The following is a 19175-nucleotide window of genomic DNA, read 5'->3' on the forward strand; positions in this document are numbered from 1 at the left end:
ATTTACAATTAAAAACAAGGAATTACACGATTTTAAACATTTATCCTTCACCTCTTTACCATACCCTTTTCAGCCTATTTCTTAATCACTGTCCATCCATTCTAAGTAGTCTAATCTACCCGGTTAGATTCCTAAAGTTTCAAAATAAACTGCAAACTGATAAAATAGCCGTAAGACATTTAAATTTACCATACGGAGAGAAGGGATTTCGAAAATGAGTAACTTTGAACAAAAGCTTGCAAAATATGCGGAATTAGCTGTTCGAATGGGGATTAACGTCCAAGAAGGACAAGACGTTGTCGTAAACGCCCCGGTAACCGCTGCTGATTTTGTGAGAAAAGTGGTAAAAGAAGCTTATGAAGCAGGTGCAAAAAATGTACACGTAGAATGGAACGATGACCAAACTGCGAGAATCCGCTATGACCTCGCACCGATGGAAGCTTTCAAAGAATTTCCTGAATGGAAAGCAAAAGGAATGGAAGCGCTCGCTGAAAAAGGAGCAGCGTTTTTAACGATCAAATCAACGGACCCGGACTTATTTAAAGGCGTGCCAGCTGAACGAATTTCCACCCAAAACAAAACAGCCGGTCTGGCGATGGACACGTTTAGAAAATACATACAGTCTGACAAAGTCAGCTGGTGTGTAACAGCAGCACCATCTGCAGGATGGGCTAAAAAAGTATTTCCTGATGTATCAGAAGAAGAAGCGGAAGAAAAACTTTGGGAAGCGATGTTTGAGGCTGTTCGTATTAACACAGCAGACCCTGTACAAGCATGGAAAGACCATGATGTAACTCTCCAAACAAAGGCGAAGTTTTTAAACGAACAAAAATACAAAGCGCTTCATTATACAGCTGCAGGAACAGATTTAACAGTTGAACTTCCAGAGGGCCACATTTGGGTTGGCGGTGGTGGTCCAAATACTGATGGCACTCACTTTATCGCTAACATGCCGACAGAAGAAGTGTTCACATTACCTAAAAAAGATGGGGTAAACGGTACCGTTCGCAACACGAAACCATTAAACTACAGCGGCAATGTAATTGATGGCTTCGCTTTAACTTTCGAAAACGGGAAAGTGATTGACTTCCAAGCAGAAGAAGGTTATGAAACATTGAAGCATTTGTTGGATACAGATGAAGGCGCTCGCTACTTAGGTGAAGTTGCCCTTGTTCCACACAGCTCACCGATTTCACAATCAGGCATCCTCTTCTACAACACGTTGTATGATGAAAATGCATCGAACCACCTTGCATTAGGAAGCGCCTATGCGTTTTGTGTTGAAGGAGGACCCGACATGTCAAAAGAAGAGCAAGAAGCTCACGGCATTAACAACAGCATTACCCACGTCGATTTCATGGTTGGCTCTGGTGACATGAACATTGATGGTATTAAAGAAGACGGCAGTCGCGAACCTGTATTCCGTAATGGGGAATGGGCAACGAACGACTAAACTATTTGTCTCATTTACATTTCAAGCCTGCCCTGCTATTAGTAGGGCAGGCTTTTAATTATAGTTCGACGTTTTTTTACTCTAACAGCTTGTAATATAATAGAATTAATATACAGCGAGATTTAAGGAGGTCACACAAATGACAATGAAAAAAGCACTAACAATTGCAGGATCTGATACAAGTGGCGGGGCTGGTATCCAAGCTGATTTGTCAACATTTCAAGAGCTTGGTGTATATGGGATGACAGCACTCACGACCATCGTAACCATGGATCCGAAAAACGGCTGGGCACATAATGTTTTCCCACAGCCAATTAATGTCGTGGAAACCCAGCTCGAGACAGTTCTCGATGGTGTTGGCATCGATGCTATGAAAACGGGCATGCTTGGTTCTAGTGAAATGATTGAAATGGTAGCCGCTACAATTACGGAAAAAGGAGCTAATGTCGTCGTCGATCCTGTTATGGTTTGTAAAGGTGTAGATGAACCACTTCACCCCGAGCATACAGTGAGCTACCGCGAAGCGCTTGTACCTAAGGCAACCGTCGTCACACCTAACCTGTTTGAAGCCTCTCAATTGAGCGGTTTACCACCAATCGAAACACTTAACGATATGAAGCAGGCAGCAGCAAAAATTAAAGAGCTGGGACCAAGCTACGTACTCATCAAAGGTGGCGGTGCTATCGGGGAAACTGCCGTGGACGTCCTTTACGACGGTAAAGAATTCGAAGTTCTTGAATCAAAAAAAATTGACACTAACTACACACACGGAGCTGGCTGTACTTACTCATCAGCGATTTGTGCGGGACTAGCAAATGGCAAGGACGTAAAAACTGCCGTGAAAGACGCGAAAACGTTCATTTCAAAAGCGATCGAAGGTTCATTTGCTTTGAATCAATACATTGGGCCGGTGAAGCGATTCGCATATCGAGAGCAGTGATTCTCGGGGGAGCGAACGGGAAGCGTAAGATCGATGTGGAGCCTGTCTTCTGATTTCTGAAGGCTAATTTGCATTTCACCCGAATGGCGGTGAACTTGAGACCCCCCCCCCACAAAACCTCCTCAATCATTTTTGTTCAATAAAAACGGTCCCAATTATCGAACGCGGATAAATGGAACCGTTTTTTACTTAATGAGAGACTGTATTATCCCAGCTTCTTTTTATATTTAATTCTATTAAATTATAGGTATCCATTAGCTTAAGAATAACCGCATAGTTATCTTTTAATAAAAACAGCGTTAGCTCGCATGCTTTTAAGTCTCAAGGATGCTTTTCCCTTTAGACGCGTAGCGTGAAGGTAGCTATCAGACCTATACTTCCTTATCTCTGAACAAAAACTATTGACTACACCGTATTGTTACTAGAGGATGTTCAAAAAGTCCGCTAAAAATAGCTGCCGTTGAAAAGGATTTCCTGCTAAGTAGCTCGGTGTCTTTTTGGGCTTCTTTTGAACACGCACTACTAAAGAATGATATTTAAGACATTAGACGACAAGATCTTACAAATATCAAACAATTTCTTTCATGTCGACCTCCTATCCAGTATTCATAATGAAATTTTCGTTATTTTCATAGTTCAAATGTAACTGTACAAGGGGATCATCCTAAAATTTAACACGACAGCACTCAACAAATTCTGTATACCTTTTCTAGTAACCTATATTTAGCCACCCTAAATATAGTGGGTAAATACTTAAGAGGAGGAGTTTGATGAATAAAATAGTAAAAGCACTAGTCGTTACTTTAGTTTGGACTCTCATTTTCGCTTCAACAATGAATGTACACGCCAACGGGAATGGTCCTTCCACAGAGGGAGAAACGAACATTTCTAGTATACTTACGTACGATGAAATGATTGAATCATTAGAGCAAATTGAGCGAACAAGCAGGCGTGATGTTGATGTCTTCACTCTTGCTGACTATGGAACTGAGTACAACAAAAGTGAACAAGGTAGAGATTTGTATGTAGCAAAAGTTGGGGACGGACCTAAGAAAATGTGGGTGCAAAGCCGGATCCACGGTGATGAACCATACGGAGCAGAAGCTTCTATTGAGCTATTAAAGAAGTTAGGGAATAATGGTTCGAAAGATTATCAGACGCTTGTCGATGAATTTACGTTATATTTCATCCCGATGTATAACCCAGATGGTAGTGAAATGAATATCCGTCAAACCGTTTTATGGGATCAAGAAAACGATGAACCCCTTTTAGATCAAAACGGAAATGAAACTCGTATTGATTTAAACCGTGATTGGGCACATCATGCTTTCGAGGCTAAAGAATCTAAAGCTTTTTACGAATTTTGGACAGACCTTCAACCTGATTATGTACTCGATATTCATCATCAAGGGTTGAAAGAAATGTATGGCACAGGTGAGACGGTTACGATGTCATTAGGTATTTCACTCGCTCCAGGCGGCCCAACCTTACCGGGAATTAAAGATGGCGCTTATGATGAGCTTACCCGTCAAATGCAAGTCCACGTCTACGATGCATTGACGGAGTTTGGACATATTACGATTGACCGTTACCAGGTTGGCCAGGGCTTAGAAATTGACATTCATGGCGGAGTCGTTTCAGCAATGATGCTTGGGTTGGATCACGAAGGATTAAATCCAGAGGGCTATAGTAACCCTGCGATCTTCTTTGAAACATCCGGTAATACGCGTGACGGCAACCTGGGACAACGCTCAAGAGGGAAATTAATCCGCCAAAACGAAATCGGAATTAAGCATCTCCTTCTTGGTTTGGCCAATGGAGAAGTGTATGAAGCCGATGCAGATCGTTGGGATGAGATCCCGCACCGCCCTACTGAAGGATATCAGACCGATCATAGCGGGATTGTTCCTGTAGGGTACTAAAAAGCTAGCTTTGAGGACAGAGAGACTTTAGTTGGACTTGTCCTTTTGGAATTAAAAGAGGCGAGATGATTCTGCATAAATAAAATACATTAATAGTGCCGAGCTCGCAGTCAGTGGAGCTTAAGCAAATATTGTAAGTTAAAACGGAAAAAACACCCCACACAAGGGGTGTTTTTTCTACTCTAAACGAGTGCTGCTTGTTCCGTTTCAAACTCTGCTTTAATTTTATTTAATCGATCTGGTTCCATCAACAACAGCAGTCCAGTGAGCGCAAGAGATTTCGCACCTAATAGTAGCGCCTCATCCCCCTCTTTAGATTTTGCCGCCTCCCGAAAGGCATCTGTATGAACAACGAGATCCTCTGCTCCAATTTTCAAAAACGGATGAATCGTTGGTACAACCTGGCTCACATTTCCAGCATCAGTGGAACCTAACCCTTTGTTGTTTACTGGATCAAAGGGCGCGCCCAAGCTTTCTACCTGCTCTTGAAAAAGAGCATCCAGGGAATCGTTTAGCTTAAAGTTATCTACTTCATTTTGAATCTTAATCACATTAAGCTCTGCACCAGTAGCTAGCGCTGCTCCCTCGGCAATCGCTCGAACTTTTTTCGTGACTTCGGTGCACCTTTCTCTTGTCGCTGCACGAATGTAAAAGCGCGCTTTTGCGTAATCAGGAACGATGTTTGGCGCGTCACCTCCATGAGTTATGATCCCATGGATTCGTATATCATCTGTTGTATGCTGACGCAGTGCATTTACGCCGTTAAAAAGCTGAATTACACTATCCAATGCGTTAATTCCCTGCTCTGGTGAAGCTGCTGCATGAGCAGAGCGCCCAGTGAATTCGAAATCTAGTGGATCGACTGCTAACGAATTTCCAGAGCGTGTATTTTTGTTATACGGGTGAATCATCATGCAGACGTCCACTCCTTCAAGAAGGCCTGACTTTACAAAGCTCCCTTTCGCACTGCCATTTGGCCCTCCCTCTTCTGCTGGCGTTCCAAAGACAACGACCTTCCCTCCTGTTTCATGAAGAACTTCGCTCAAGGAAATTCCTGCCGCAACGCTTGCAGTTCCGATGATATTATGACCGCACGCGTGACCAAGACCAGGAAGTGCGTCGTACTCTGCCAAGAACCCAATCGTTGGCCCTTCTTTACAGGAGGCTTTCGTAGCTACAAAAGACGTTTCATGACCAGCGACGGCTTTTTCAACGTCAAACCCATTGTTTATAAGCAACGCTGTTAATGTTTCAGAAGCAAAGTACTCTTCATTGCCGATTTCAGGGCGTTCATGTATAAGGTGACTTGTGGTTAGATACGTTTCTTGGTTTTCTTCTACAGCCTGTAAAACAAATTCTCTTAATTCCATTGTCACTTGAACCCTCTCCTCACCTATGCCAGACTTCTGTAAATTAATAGTCGCGAAGCTCTTCCATATCGTCGATGAATGTTGGAAGGAGTGAGTTTTCATAGAGATCAATAATAAACTCCTGCGTATCCTCTTCATGGTATAGCTCAGCTATTCGCTGTAACGTTTCATTATCTGTATCTTCGGATTGGACTGCAAGAATATTAACGTAAGCAGCTGCACCGTCTGAGTCTTCAATAAAAATAGCGTCATTTACCGGAATGTAGCCGGCTTCAACAGCAACTCCATTATTTATTACAGACCCATCCACATCAGGAATTACCCTTGGCGTTTGTGCGGCTTGAACCTCTTCGATATTAATGTTGTGAGGATTATCTACGATCGCACTCGCATCACCAATCCCATCAAAATCTTCCGGAAGCTCAATAAACCCTGCTTCTTGAAGTAAAAGCAGTGCACGTCCCTGGTTCGTTTCTTCTTGAGGAACGGCAATTGTCGCCCCTTCTGGGATTTCCTCGTGAGATTCGTATTTATCGGAATATAACCCCATAGGAGCAATATACGTACCCGCGATCGGCTCTAGGTCTAAATTATGCTCCTCGATAAAATTGTCAAAATAGGAAATCGTTTGGAAAGCATTAAAATCGATTTCTCCGTCTGCAAGTGCCATGTTCGGTCTTACGTAATCAGAGAATTCCTGAACCTCCAAAGTGATTCCCTCTTCAGCTGCTTTATCGGACATGTATTCCCAAAGTGGGATTCCTGATCCGTTCACACCAACTGTTACGGTATCGTCATCTGATCCGCCACAACCGGCCAAAATTGCTGTAAGTGATACTGCAGAAACAAGTGTCGTCATGAGTTTTTTCATGATTGATCTCTCCTTTAGTGTGTGTAATGAACTTTTTAGCGACGGCGGATCGCTCTAGATAAACGATTTCCACCTGTTTGAATGATTTGAACAATAATAACGAGAAGAATAACCGTGACAAGCATGACATCTGAGTGGAAGCGCTGGTAGCCATAGGCAATCGCTAAATCACCCAGTCCACCGCCTCCTACAGCTCCAGCCATTGCTGATGCTCCGACTAATCCGACTGTAGCAATCGTTAAGTTTAAAACAAGTGAACTTAATGCTTCTGGAATGAGAAAGCGGAAGATGATTTGCCAAGGTGTAGCCCCCATCGATTTAGCTGCTTCCGTAACGCCTGGGTCTACTTCTAGTAAGCTACTTTCAACCAACCTCGCAATGAATGGTGCAGCAAAAATAACGAGTGGCACCATCGCGGCTGTTGTACCAATCGTTGTTCCTACAACAAGACGAGTAAACGGAATAATTGCCACCATCAGAATGATAAAAGGTACTGAACGAACAACATTGACAATGGTATTCAAAATTTGGAACGCAATTTTATTTTCAAACAATTGACCTTTTCGAGTAACAACGACGGCGACGCCTAACGGAATTCCGATTAAGCTTGCAAACAGTAGCGGAAAGGCCGTCATCGCGAGCGTCTCTAGTGTTGCTTCCCATACACGAACCCAAAAGGTGCTCCAATCAGTACTCCTCATGAATGTCGACCTCCCTTATCGTCAAATCCTTACCGATGAAGGAGACGGCTTCTTGTATCCGGCTTTCGTCACCGTGGAACTCGACGATTAAATTTCCGAAAGGCTTTTCTTGAAGCTCTGTAATATGTCCATACAACACGTTCACTTCGATATCAAAACGTTTTGACACTTTAGAAAGTACAGGTTGACTGGCCATTTCTCCTTCAAACAAAACCCGGTAGATTTGATGAGAATCACCATCGTTTTTCAGCGTTTCTAGGACCGAGCGAGGAAGCTTATCTTGCATCACGGAACTTACAAAGTTCTTCGTCGTCTTTGACTGTGGTCGGGAAAAAACATCAAATACGCTTCCGGATTCAATAACTTCGCCACCTTCCATCACCGCTACCCGGTTACATATATCACGAATGACCGGCATTTCGTGAGTAATAATGAGCACTGTAATGTTGAATTCGCGATTTACTTTTTTCAATAACTCTAAAATCGCTTTAGTCGTTTGTGGATCTAAGGCGGAGGTCGCTTCATCACAAAGGAGAACTTCAGGTGATGTAGCCAATGCTCTGGCGATTCCGACACGCTGCTTCTGACCTCCAGAAAGCTGGTCGGGATAATTATCAGCTTTGTCACTTAGCCCAACGAAGGAAAGCAACTCTTCAACTCGTTTTTTTATTTTTGACTTCGGCGTTTTGATCAGTTGTAAAGGAATCGCGACATTTGCATAGACCGTTTTTGATTCACACAAGTTAAAATGCTGAAAAATCATCCCGATCTTCTTTCGAGCTTCCCTCAGTTCCTTTGCAGAAAGACTTTTCATATCGCGGCCATTAACAGAAACAATGCCTGCTGTCGGCTCTTCAAGTAAGTTAACACATCGGATTAGTGTACTTTTACCAGCCCCACTGAATCCGATAACGCCATAGATGTCACCTTTATTTACCTTAAAAGACACATCTTTTACAGCCGTGACCGTGCCTTCTACTCCTTCATACTCTTTTGTTACATTGTCGAAGGTTATCATGGTGCGCTAGCTCCTTTCACATCAGAATTTCACATTTTAAGTAAACTAAAAACCCCTCTTCTTATTGAATAAGAAGAGGGGTAAGAATGTAAGATACCTCTCTTCTTATCTCTCAAGCTTGTTGGTTTTGGTAAGCTTGATGGAATTGGCACAGTATTCTGATCGTCATCAGAACCCGCTGCCGAGGCTTCAAAGGGCCATATCCCTCTGCCTCTCTTGATAAGAAGATGAATTATTAAGTTATCGAAATGTCCTTTTAAAGACAATTTTGTCATTCGGTTTTTTCTGAACTTTATGTGATTGTTGTTTATATTACAGCGAACTCCGGAAAAGAGTCAATAACAAACAGTAATGAAAGCGCTTTACATAACAAAAGTAATCTTTTATACCTATATAAATTCCAATAGAAGGATTTTAGTTGACTTTTATAAAATCGAGCAAAGAAGAGCCCAAGAGGTGAAACCTTTGAGCATCGGAAAGTACCTGTGAATTCAAGGTGTGCAGCAATTTTTCTTGTGGGGTCTCCAGTTTTTATGGCTACCATGACAGGTAGTGATTGATACACCCCATCCATTCGCACTCCTTCATTTACACTAACTTCGAGTAAAAACGACATCATTCAATCTGATTTTTGATTTAAATAAGAAGTTATTTTACAAAATTCTCTGAAAAAATATAAAGCAGGCTCCTTCTTTTTTCTGAATTTTCGATATATAATAGAGTGATAAAGAGACAAAGGGGGATAAAGATGGAACAGTTAAACGATTTTATTGGTGCAGTAAGCGATGTAGTCTGGGGTGTGCCTTTGTTGGTACTTCTCGTCGGTACAGGAGTATTCTTAACTCTTCGACTCAGCTTTTTACAATTTCGCACTTTGCCTTATGCTTTAAAGCTTTCATTCAGTCCTAGCAAACAAGATAAAAAATCAAAAGGGGATATCTCCCACTTTCAGGCATTGACAACAGCATTAGCTGCCACAATCGGGACAGGAAACATTGCCGGGGTAGCGACCGCCGTAGTTTTAGGTGGACCAGGTGCTGTTTTCTGGATGTGGATCACCGCTTTGTTTGGCATGGCAACAAAATATGCCGAGGCTATTCTAGCGGTAAAATACCGCGTAGAAGGTAAAGATGGCAAGATGTCTGGCGGCCCGATGTATTACTTGGAAAAAGGGCTTAAATTAAAATGGCTCGCCGTACTTTTCGCAGTATTCGGTGCCTTTGCAGCCTTCGGTATCGGAAATCTTGTACAGTCAAACTCTGTGGCTAGTGCAATGGAATCGACATTTAATGTTCCTTTTTGGTTAACAGGAGTCGTGTTAACTGTTCTAGCGGGTCTTGTTATTTTAGGTGGAATTAAAAGTATTGGTCGTGTGACTGCATACTTTGTCCCATTTATGGCTTTATTTTATGTTATCGCAGGACTTGTGTTGATTATTAATAACTTCGATCTAGTACCAGCAGCCGTCAGCCTTATTTTTACTGACGCCTTTACAGGAGAGGCTGTAGCCGGGGGTGCCATCGGTGCTGTTATTCGTTGGGGTGTTGCTCGTGGTGTGTTCTCAAACGAAGCCGGTCTCGGTTCTGCACCAATTGCAGCTGCCGCAGCACGAACGGATTATCCGGGGCGTCAAGCCCTCGTTTCGATGACCCAGGTATTTATTGATACCATTGTCGTTTGTTCCATTACAGGTGTCGCGATCGTCATGGGTGGTATGTATACGAGTGGAGATTTTGAAGGAGCCGATTTAACTTCTGCTACATTCGAGCTCTTCTTAGGAAATACTGGATCAATCATCGTCGCAGTAGGGCTCGCTTTCTTTGCCTTCTCTACAATTCTTGGTTGGTCTTACTATGGTGAAAAATGTTTTGGTTATCTCTTTAAACAAGAAGCCGTCAAATATTACCGCTTCGTTTTCGTACTCGCGATTTTCGTTGGAGCCATTACTGAACTAAGTATTGTTTGGGGTGTCGCTGATGTATTTAATGGTCTGATGGCCGTACCAAACTTAATTGGCTTACTCGGATTGTCAGGCGTTGTTGTAGCTGAAACACGTCGATTCTTAAAAGTAGCAAAAGAAGAAAAAGAGAAAGCAAAAGCTGCAAGTTAAGTCTTCTACTCAATGAATGTATGAAATGAGGAAGCCGCGCTGCCAGCTGTTAGCAGTGCGGCTTCTCCCCCCCATTTGTGTAAGCGTTATCTTTAGAAATGTTTTCACTAAATATTATTGTAAAATAGTGTTTATTTAATAAAATTGTTGTATTTTTAATCACTATGTATTAATATTTATAACAGTGAATAAATATCGGAACTAAACAAACAACACCAACGAAAGTAATATACGTAGGAGTGAATATAATGAATCAGTCAAAACAACAGACGAACCCTGATACATCTAGTGCCATTTGGAAGTTTTTACTTCCTTCTTTAGTCGGTATCGGATTGTTTATGATTCCAATTCCAATAGATGGAGAAGTTACAATTCCAGTAGCGATATTAGCAAGTCTACTAGAAGAGGCATTAGCTACAGTTCTTCCAGCTATTTTAACCATTATTATTTCTGTTAGTTTCGTAGGATCGGTCATTGCAAAAATCATGAAGTTATCCAACCCAGATACATTTAAGAACTCTCTTTATCTAGAAAAGCTACTCGATGTAAGCCTTTTTTGGCTCGTCGTCCGTTTAATCGCGACTGTATTAGCGATTATGACGTTTTTCCAGCTTGGCCCTGAGGCGGTTCACAACGAATATACTGGTGGACTGTTACTCATGGAAGGCGGACTTCTTCCGCTGCTCTTTACCGTTTTCTTATTCGCCGGACTCTTTTTACCTTTGTTGTTAAACTTTGGTCTCTTGGAATTATTCGGAGCTATTTTAACGAAATTGATGCGTCCGTTATTTAAACTCCCTGGTCGGTCTTCTATCGATTCCTTAACATCATGGTTAGGGGACGGCACGATCGGGGTACTGCTTACGAGTAAGCAGTACGAAGAAGGGTACTACTCCAAACGTGAAGCTGCTGTTATTGGGACAACCTTCTCTGTTGTATCCATTACGTTTAGCTTAGTCGTCATTATGGAAGTCGGCTTAGGTCACATGTTTATACCATTTTATGCAACGGTCATGTTCTCTGGTCTTGTCGCTGCTCTCATCATGCCGCGCATTCCACCTTTATCAAAAAAGGCGAATACGTATGCAAATGATCAAGAGAGCCAGCTAAACGAAGCGATTCCAGAGGGTTACACGCCATTTAGCTGGGGCTTCAAGCAAGCAAAAAGACGTGCAGACACAAATAAAGGTGTAGGAGAATTCTTTAAAGACGGCACGAAAAATGTTCTCGATATGTGGTTAGGTGTAGCACCGGTCGTTATGGCATTTGGTACAATTGCCTTAATTCTCGCCGAATTCACACCGATCTTCTCCTGGCTCGGGGCACCATTCATTCCAATCTTGCAAGTGATGCAAATTCCAGAAGCTGCTGCCGCATCTGAAGCACTCGTCGTTGGGTTTGCTGATATGTTCTTGCCTGCCATTTTCGCTACCGGCATTGAAAGTGAATTAACACGCTTTATTATTGCTTGTGTGTCTGTTACTCAACTTATTTACTTGTCAGAAGTCGGTGGTGTGCTCTTAGGGTCTAAAATCCCGGTTAAGTTTAGAGATCTGTTAATCATTTATTTATTACGTACTTTAATTACTCTACCTATCATTACTTTGATTGCTCATATGATTTTTTAATTTATTTAAAGCTACATTGTTGAGTTGTTCGAAGTCAATGAATGAAGCTAAATGATTTGTGCAGAATAAAATTTTGTCTTAAGGTTTTTCTACTGTTTTTTACTCAATAACCTTTGATCTTTTTCCTTGGCTTTTTGAGCGTGACAGGACAAGCATTCGCTTGCCTAACGCTCAAAAAACAAATAGTTGTAGTCTTTTAAGAGCCATTCGATGAGCATCGTGAAACACCTTTGCCTTTCAATTTTAAACGCTTATATTATAAGAAAAGGACCGTTCTCCGGTCCTTTTCTTTGTAGTTTTTAAGTTAATGAATGTACTTGACGAACCAATATCTAGAAAGGTACGATTCATACCAAGTAATTAAATACATTTGAGAACGATCAAAATGCTTTGAAATTCCGTACCTAATTTCCTCATTACTGTCGTTCCTCTCTTTCTTTTCGCCTTTCCAAGCGAAAAGGTAAAAATTTGAATGTATATAATCTAAATGAAAATGAGTTGCACCCAGTTAAGATCATTCGGTAGCGGTTCCCCCTAAAAGGTATGTAACAGAAAAAAATAAGAATATGGCCCCTACTCCCTTTTCATTACAACAAAACGAACACCAAAGGATGATGACAGTGGACAAACAACAACTGCTTGCGCAAGCAAATGAAAAACTTCAGTTCATTTATGGAGATGAATACGAGGATTTCCATAAAAATGGATTAGAAAACTTAATTTCACAATGGGAAAATAAAAAGTGGCATGTTCCTACTCCTATTTCTGAGAAAAACGTCTACATGATTACATATGGCGACAGCATTTACGAAGATGGCAAGCCTACTCTTGAAACCCTCTATAAATTTTTGAAAAATCAAATCGGTGACACAATAACGGACGTTCATTTGTTACCGATGTTTCCATATACTTCAGACGATGGGTTTTCTGTAACCGATTACCGTAAAATTAATCCTGAGTTGGGAAACTGGGAGCACATTGAAAAGCTTTCCGGTGATTACCGGCTGATGTTTGACTTTGTAGCGAACCATATATCTAAATCAAGTAAGTGGTTTCAAGGATACTTAAATGATGATCCTAAATACCGTCATTATTTTATTCCGAAAGATGAGAACTTTGATACGAGCAAAGTGGTTCGTCCACGTACCTCACCTCTTTACCATGAATATAAAGTCGCTTTAGGTACAAAAACGGCTTGGACAACGTTTAGCGAAGATCAGGTAGATGTGAATGTTCGTCATTTTCCAGTATTACTGGAGCTTACAGATATTTTGTTAGAGTATGCTAACAAAGGTGGTACGAGTATTCGATTAGATGCAATTGGATTTTTATGGAAAAAATCAGCCAGTTCATCTATACATCTACCAGAAACGCATGCCATTATTGAGCTTTGGCACTTACTATTAGATTATTTCAAAGAAGGCACACAGATCATCACCGAAACAAACGTGCCCCATAAAGAAAATATCAGTTACTTTGGTGACGGTGAAAACGAAGCACATATGGTATACCAGTTCTCTTTGCCACCCCTTGTACTATACACACTTACCACTCACGATAGTACAAAGCTAACAGACTGGGCAAAAACAATTAGAAAAGTATCAAACGATGCTACGTATTTTAATTTCCTCGCGAGTCACGACGGGATTGGCATGCGCCCAACAGAAGGAATTTTAACTGATGAAGAAAAACAACTTCTAGTGAATAAAGTCGAAGATAACGGCGGGCGTGTGTCGTATAAGAGTAACCCGGATGGCTCCCAGTCTGTGTATGAGTTGAATATTAACTATTCTGAAGCACTTGTAAACAAGCAAGAAAATGAAACGGACGCAGACGCAGTGCAAAAGATGCTGGCCGCTCACTCGATCCTTACTTCGTTCATGGGTGTTCCAGCTATTTACTACCATTCCTTACTCGGATCGAAAAACTACTACGAAGGACTTGTTGCGTCAGGCATTAATCGCCGGATAAACCGTGAGAAGCTCGAGTACAGTCAAATCGTAGATGAACTTAAAAATGAAGACCGCCGAAAAGCTATCTACGGTGGTATACAGGAAATGATCAAGATTCGCCAACAGGAACCGGCTTTATCTCCTTATGCCGAACAACGCGTGCTTGATCTCAATACCTCGGTGTTTGCACTTGAACGTAAAAACGAACAAACTGGAGATACAGTTTTCACCGTAGTAAATATTGACAATAAAAAAGTTACTATCGAACTTCCAACTAGTGGCAAGAACTTATTTAATGACAGACAAGTCGAACGTACGTTAACACTCGATCCTTACAGTTATGCCTGGATAAAAAAATAGAAGGTAAACATAGCAGGAAAAGATGAACCTCTTCATCTTTTCCTTATGTCTATCTTAGGAAAAAACGGAGTGATCATATGAGCGTCATTCTCTCAAACGCCGTCGCCCAGCGTATTGTAGAAGAAGCGGAAATGGCCCTTGGACATAACATTAACATCATGGATTCCAAAGGGGTAATAATCGCAAGTATCGACAAAAAACGAATCGGAACGTTTCATGAAGGAGCAAAAAGAGTCCTTGAAACGAAACATCCCGTAACAATCCATCCCAATGAACAGTGGCAAGGGGCAAAACCGGGAGGCAATTTCCCGATATTCTTTGAAGATCACATCATTGGTGTGATCGGGATGACAGGTGATCCGCAAGATATTCAAGGATACGGTCGGATCATTCAAAAAATGACTGAAGTAATGATCAAAGAGGAACACCTTCGCTATCAGCTCCAGCTTGAGGTAAAAGCGACAGAGAGTTTTATTCAGGAATGGTTTTTAAACCCCGTTGATGATAATGATTATTTCCGGGCTCGCGCAGTTACACTCGGAATTGATGTAGATAACAAATGGACTGTTGTGATACTCGAAAAAAAAGAGAAAGATATTTCTCACGATGAAATACTTCGCCAAGAACAAATAAGAAATTTAAAAAATAAACTTTCCACCCATCTCAATACCTCCAAAAGCAATCTCTTAATACCTTGGCGGAACGGACAACTCCTTCTTTTACATAAAGAAAATGAGGGAATAAGCTTAAATCAAACCCTTTTAAAACTAGCAAATCATCACAGCCTAACAATCGGAATCGGACGAGCAGCCCATGGGATTGAAGAAACAAGGCTATCATTTCAGGAGGCAATGCAATCCCTCAGCTTTGCCCGGATAAAACGACAACCAGTTGTGAATTTCAGAGATCTTGGTATCGAATCGCTCATTCACCCTATTCCCTCGTCTGTAAAAAACGATTTTGTTATGCGATTCTTTCCCTTCTTAAGAGATAAAACACATTTCACATTGACTGAGACTCTACAAACATTTATCTCATGTGAACAGTCCTTATTAAAAACTAGTGAATCTTTACATGTTCATAAAAACACGTTGCAATATCGGTTAAAAAAGATGACAGACCTTACTGGCTACGACCCTCGAAAATTTCGAGACGGGATACTTTATGCATTAGCCCTTGCAATCATAGAAAATGAAGAAACCGATTATTTCAGTACACATACCAAAAACACCTGATTTATAAGGTGTTTTTTTGTTTCACATACCATTGTAAGCGTTTTACACACTGTGTAAGATAACTGTAATGAATTAATTATGTATTCAAGTGAGAAACGGACGTGTTTTATTTATGAGAGTATTAATTGCACCAGATTCATTTAAAGGCTCCATTTCAAGTGTGAAAGCAGCCAATACCATAAAGAGAGCTATACTAACATTCAATCCTGCATTAACAACGAACATATTCCCTATGGCAGACGGTGGTGAAGGTACTGTTGATGCTATTATTCTTAGTACTGGTGGGGAGAGAATCACTCGAACCATCCAGGACCCTCTTGGTCGTTCAATTGATTCTTCATTCGGCTGGATAGGTGAGAGTCAAACGGCTGTCATTGAAACAGCTGCCGCGTCAGGATTACCATTGCTCACTTCTGAAGAGCTTAACCCACTAAAGACTTCTACCTTTGGAACCGGACAGTTAATAAAAGAAGCCCTTGATTTAGGAGCTAAAACTATTATTTTGGGTCTTGGTGGAAGCGCTACAGTTGATGCAGGAGTAGGCTTATTTCAAGCGTTAGGTCTGAATTGTTTTGACGAAAAAGGTTCCTTTCTCGAGAGAGTTGGCGGTGATTTACAACGTATCTCTCACATTGATTCCTCTACATTAGATCCACGATTAAAGCACGTAAACTTCGTGGTAGCTTCTGATGTGACCAACCCTTTGTTAGGTACGGAGGGGGCAATAGCTGTTTTCGGACCTCAAAAAGGCGTTACACCAGATCTCCTCGTTCCTTTAGAAGCTGGAATGACAAAATTCTCTACTCTAGTAGCTACACATACGAATCGTCAGGAAGTGAATACACCCGGGAGTGGGGCCGCTGGAGGAATTGGCTTTTTACTTCATTCTCTATTAAATGTCACTTTTAAACCAGGACTAGAACTGATTGTTGAAACGTCCAATCTAAAAAAAGCCCTTCCTGCTGTAGATTTAATTATTACAGGAGAAGGAAAGGTAGATGGACAGTCTCTCTTCGGTAAAGTACCTGTTGGTTTGGGGAATTTAGCAAAAGAATATGGAATTCCCGTTGTTGCACTAACAGGTTCTATTGGCGATGGGATTGAGGAGCTTGAAAAAGAGGGCATATCTGTGGTTCATTCAATTGTTAACAGCCCAATGTCCTTAGAACAAGCCATGAAGAATGGAGAAGCTTTATTATTTGAAGCAACGACTCGTCTCATGAAAACACTGAAATTAAAGAAAGAATAGATCACTATCAATTAGGGGGAAAAGAAAATGAGCAGTTTTACGACCATTGACTTTATTGTACTAGTTATTTATGTTCTAGGAATCGCTTTATTTGGTGCTTTGTTTGGAAGAAACCAAAAAACGACGAAAGATTACTTTCTCGGTGGGCGAAACATCCCTTGGTGGGCTGTTGGTTTATCAGTAATGGCCACCCAAGCCAGCGCGATCACATTTATCGGTGCCCCAGGCTGGGGTTATGACGGTGGTTTAGAGAGAATTAACACGTTTATTAACGTACCACTCGTTATGGCCTTTTTAATGGTAACAATAGTTCCATTCTTCTATCGTACAGAAGTTTATACAGCTTACGAATACTTAGAAAAGCGCTTTGATAAAAAGACCCGTTCGTTAACTGCACTGTTATTTTTGGTCGCCCGCGGGTTAGCAACAGGTGTGGTTTTATACGCACCAGCACTTGTGTTAGCTGTTGTTACGGGTTGGGATTTAAACACTACGATCATTATAATGGCAATAATCGCCATAGCTTATACGGTTCTAGGCGGGATCTCAGCAGTTATTTGGACAGACGTTATTCAAATGTTTGTCCTTTGGCTCGGAGCATTCCTAGCTATATTCACTATGGTTGGGCACATTCCTGACGGCTTTATGGGAGCAATCGGAACGGGAACTGAGGCAGGGTTACTCGAATCTCTAAATTTCAGTTTTGATCTAAGTGTAGAGTACAGTATCTGGGCAGGTGTAATCGGTGGTTTCTTCATGCACGCGGCTTACTTCGGGACAGACCAAAGCCAAATTCAACGTGTACTTACAAGTAAGTCATTAAAAGAAAGTAAAATGTCACTCATTGTTAGCGGAATCTTCATGTTCCCACAAATGCTTTTATTCTTATTCATTGGTATTCTCCTATTTGCATTTTATGGTCAAGTTGGCCACCCGGATGTGGATAATCTGAACGAATTGTTTCCTTTGTTTGTTGTCGAGTACTTACCCGTTGGCGTTTCCGGGTTAATAATTGCAGGGGTGTTTGCAGCTGCCATGTCAAGCCTTGACTCTGCTTTGAACTCTCTATCCGCGGTTTCTATCCGAGATTTTTATGCGAAATTTTACAAAAAAGACGCTTCAGAAGCTCATTACCTTAAAGCATCAAGATGGGCGACAGTATTCTGGGGTATTTACGCCACAATCTTTGCATTCTTTGCGGGAAACCTAGGCCCTGTCATTGAAACCGTAAATAAAATCGGATCTTATTTCTATGGTGCACTACTCGGTGTATTTATCCTGGCAATTTTCTTTAAGCGTGCGAACGGAACAGGAGCTTTCACTGGTGTTGTCGCGGGGATGCTAGCTGTATGGGCAACAGAAAGTTTCTTAGATATTTCTTGGCTCTATAACAACCTAGTTGGTGCTGTTGTTTCAATCGCCATTGGTTACCTCGTGAGTCTGGCTGGTAAAAAACCAACTAAAGAAAAAACAGACGGTCTTACCTTTGGTTCCACTGAAAAAGACTTACAAGAGGTTCTACGCGAAAGACAAATGACTGCTGAAGAAATTAACGAAGAAGCTAAAGGAGAAACAACAATGAAAAAGTGGCCTTTGATTTTGGTCGGTTATTTCTTTGTAACGATCGTTATTCTCTTGTTATTACAATCTATTTAAAACTATAAACATTCTAAGGAGGAGCGAGTTCTATCATGGAAGGAAAAAAACTTGCATTGAAATTTGAAAAGAATGAAGCCATAAAAGCAATGCAAACCCACCTTGGTAACTATATTCTAAAAGTTAAGAGGGCTTTTACAAGCAAACAGCAGCTCAATTCAATCGAGCTCGTCTACCTCCCTTATTGGTGTTACCGGTATCGATTTACTACTGCAAAAGTCAAAAAGCCAATTGAAGGTAGGGTTGCGATCGAACCCACACATGGATTAAGCGCTATTTTACCAGAAAACGTCGAGTTACATGATGTTCACGAAGCCCGAATGGGAACGACATTGCTAAACGTAAGTGACGATCCACAGCCGGATAAAGCGAAAGAAACCGTCTATTGGGAAGTTTTTTCTAAGGAAAAAAAACGACAGAACATTAAAGTCGACATTCTAAAAACGAGTCTCATTTATGTTCCCTACTGGGTCGGTTATCTCGAAAATGACAAACTTGACATTGTGGCGGTGGACGGGACAAATGGAAAAGTTGACCTCGGTGTTAAAGAAGCGATATTAAATGGTTTTTTACGAATGTAACTTAAGGAACCTTTTTGTGTCTTTTTTAGTAGCCAAGTAAATTATTACCTCCACTACTTTTTGTGTGGTAAAATCGTGGTAAATTGTTACAGCAACAAGTAAAATCTCAGGAAGTGAAACTCCACACAA

The 19175-nt window shown here is 41.2% G+C and carries 14 protein-coding genes and 1 riboswitch; of the genes, 10 read left to right on the forward strand and 4 right to left on the reverse strand.

The annotated features are described in order from the left end of the window. Nucleotides 1–214 precede the first annotated feature (214 nt). The 3 genes from CDZ94_RS13175 to CDZ94_RS13185 all read left to right on the forward strand — a co-directional run bounded on the left by CDZ94_RS13175 (nt 215) and on the right by CDZ94_RS13185 (nt 4315). Nucleotides 215–1453 (forward strand): aminopeptidase, encoded by a 1239-nt coding sequence (locus CDZ94_RS13175; protein WP_096437768.1) that lies wholly within the window; start codon nt 215–217, stop codon nt 1451–1453. Nucleotides 1454–1592: 139 nt separating this feature from the next. Next, nucleotides 1593–2393: a pyridoxine/pyridoxal/pyridoxamine kinase gene (gene pdxK / locus CDZ94_RS13180; RefSeq protein WP_096437770.1), complete on the forward strand. Its 801-nt coding sequence runs from the start codon at nt 1593–1595 to the stop codon at nt 2391–2393. Between the two features lie 770 nt (nt 2394–3163). Further along, nucleotides 3164–4315: a M14 family zinc carboxypeptidase gene (locus CDZ94_RS13185; protein ID WP_096437772.1), complete on the forward strand. Its 1152-nt coding sequence runs from the start codon at nt 3164–3166 to the stop codon at nt 4313–4315. Nucleotides 4316–4497: 182 nt separating this feature from the next. Here the strand turns inward: CDZ94_RS13185 and CDZ94_RS13190 are convergent, their stop codons facing one another. The 4 genes from CDZ94_RS13190 to CDZ94_RS13205 are packed head-to-tail and all read right to left on the reverse strand — an operon-like array spanning nt 4498 to nt 8275. Further along, entirely contained in the window at nt 4498–5685 is a 1188-nt protein-coding gene (locus tag CDZ94_RS13190; protein WP_096440843.1) for a M20 family metallopeptidase, read from the reverse strand. A 43-nt stretch (nt 5686–5728) separates the two neighbouring features. Next, the gene (locus tag CDZ94_RS13195) at nt 5729–6556 is read right to left on the reverse strand and encodes a MetQ/NlpA family ABC transporter substrate-binding protein (RefSeq protein ID WP_096437774.1); all 828 of its coding nucleotides are present in this window, start codon (nt 6554–6556) and stop codon (nt 5729–5731) included. A gap of 35 nt (nt 6557–6591) precedes the next feature. Further along, nucleotides 6592–7257: a methionine ABC transporter permease gene (locus CDZ94_RS13200; RefSeq protein ID WP_096437776.1), complete on the reverse strand. Its 666-nt coding sequence runs from the start codon at nt 7255–7257 to the stop codon at nt 6592–6594. Beyond that, nucleotides 7244–8275 carry a methionine ABC transporter ATP-binding protein gene (locus CDZ94_RS13205; protein ID WP_096437778.1) on the reverse strand — a complete coding sequence of 344 codons (1032 nt, stop codon included), beginning with the start codon at nt 8273–8275 and terminating at the stop codon, nt 7244–7246. Before CDZ94_RS13205 ends, CDZ94_RS13200 begins: the two co-directional genes overlap by 14 nt. A gap of 102 nt (nt 8276–8377) precedes the next feature. After that, nucleotides 8378–8501, reverse strand: a riboswitch (SAM riboswitch). A 522-nt stretch (nt 8502–9023) separates the two neighbouring features. On the opposite strand from CDZ94_RS13205, the gene CDZ94_RS13215 reads away from it, so the two are divergent. The 7 genes from CDZ94_RS13215 (at nt 9024) to CDZ94_RS13245 (ending at nt 19046) form a co-directional block, all read left to right on the forward strand. Continuing rightward, nucleotides 9024–10385: an alanine/glycine:cation symporter family protein gene (locus tag CDZ94_RS13215; protein WP_096437782.1), complete on the forward strand. Its 1362-nt coding sequence runs from the start codon at nt 9024–9026 to the stop codon at nt 10383–10385. Nucleotides 10386–10633: 248 nt separating this feature from the next. Continuing rightward, nucleotides 10634–12013, forward strand: a complete 1380-nt coding sequence (locus CDZ94_RS13220) for a YjiH family protein (protein WP_096437784.1) — start codon at nt 10634–10636, stop codon at nt 12011–12013. A gap of 620 nt (nt 12014–12633) precedes the next feature. Next, entirely contained in the window at nt 12634–14325 is a 1692-nt protein-coding gene (locus CDZ94_RS13225; protein WP_157911760.1) for an alpha-amylase family glycosyl hydrolase, read from the forward strand. A 77-nt stretch (nt 14326–14402) separates the two neighbouring features. Beyond that, the gene (locus CDZ94_RS13230; protein WP_096437788.1) at nt 14403–15560 is read left to right on the forward strand and encodes a CdaR family transcriptional regulator; all 1158 of its coding nucleotides are present in this window, start codon (nt 14403–14405) and stop codon (nt 15558–15560) included. A 112-nt stretch (nt 15561–15672) separates the two neighbouring features. Further along, on the forward strand, nt 15673–16809 hold the full coding sequence (locus CDZ94_RS13235) for a glycerate kinase (RefSeq protein WP_096437790.1): 1137 nt from the start codon (nt 15673–15675) through the stop codon (nt 16807–16809). Between the two features lie 27 nt (nt 16810–16836). Next, nucleotides 16837–18465, forward strand: coding sequence for a sodium:solute symporter family protein (locus CDZ94_RS13240; RefSeq protein WP_096437792.1), 1629 nt, complete (start codon nt 16837–16839; stop codon nt 18463–18465). Nucleotides 18466–18500: 35 nt separating this feature from the next. Further along, nucleotides 18501–19046, forward strand: a complete 546-nt coding sequence (locus tag CDZ94_RS13245; protein ID WP_096437794.1) for a hypothetical protein — start codon at nt 18501–18503, stop codon at nt 19044–19046. Nucleotides 19047–19175: the final 129 nt, after the last annotated feature.

The sequence above is a fragment of the Alteribacter populi genome (assembly GCF_002352765.1).
GTDB lineage: Bacteria > Bacillota > Bacilli > Bacillales > Salisediminibacteriaceae > Alteribacter > Alteribacter populi.

What these genes read in the sequence shown, in the direction of transcription:
- CDZ94_RS13175 (WP_096437768.1), top strand. Translation starts at nt 215, where the DNA reads ATGAGTAACTTTGAACAAAAGCTTGCAAAATATGCGGAATTAGCTGTT.
- pdxK (WP_096437770.1), top strand. Translation starts at nt 1,593, where the DNA reads ATGACAATGAAAAAAGCACTAACAATTGCAGGATCTGATACAAGTGGC.
- CDZ94_RS13185 (WP_096437772.1), top strand. Translation starts at nt 3,164, where the DNA reads ATGAATAAAATAGTAAAAGCACTAGTCGTTACTTTAGTTTGGACTCTC.
- CDZ94_RS13190 (WP_096440843.1), bottom strand. Translation starts at nt 5,685, where the DNA reads ATGGAATTAAGAGAATTTGTTTTACAGGCTGTAGAAGAAAACCAAGAA.
- CDZ94_RS13195 (WP_096437774.1), bottom strand. Translation starts at nt 6,556, where the DNA reads ATGAAAAAACTCATGACGACACTTGTTTCTGCAGTATCACTTACAGCA.
- CDZ94_RS13200 (WP_096437776.1), bottom strand. Translation starts at nt 7,257, where the DNA reads ATGAGGAGTACTGATTGGAGCACCTTTTGGGTTCGTGTATGGGAAGCA.
- CDZ94_RS13205 (WP_096437778.1), bottom strand. Translation starts at nt 8,275, where the DNA reads ATGATAACCTTCGACAATGTAACAAAAGAGTATGAAGGAGTAGAAGGC.
- CDZ94_RS13215 (WP_096437782.1), top strand. Translation starts at nt 9,024, where the DNA reads ATGGAACAGTTAAACGATTTTATTGGTGCAGTAAGCGATGTAGTCTGG.
- CDZ94_RS13220 (WP_096437784.1), top strand. Translation starts at nt 10,634, where the DNA reads ATGAATCAGTCAAAACAACAGACGAACCCTGATACATCTAGTGCCATT.
- CDZ94_RS13230 (WP_096437788.1), top strand. Translation starts at nt 14,403, where the DNA reads ATGAGCGTCATTCTCTCAAACGCCGTCGCCCAGCGTATTGTAGAAGAA.
- CDZ94_RS13235 (WP_096437790.1), top strand. Translation starts at nt 15,673, where the DNA reads ATGAGAGTATTAATTGCACCAGATTCATTTAAAGGCTCCATTTCAAGT.
- CDZ94_RS13240 (WP_096437792.1), top strand. Translation starts at nt 16,837, where the DNA reads ATGAGCAGTTTTACGACCATTGACTTTATTGTACTAGTTATTTATGTT.
- CDZ94_RS13245 (WP_096437794.1), top strand. Translation starts at nt 18,501, where the DNA reads ATGGAAGGAAAAAAACTTGCATTGAAATTTGAAAAGAATGAAGCCATA.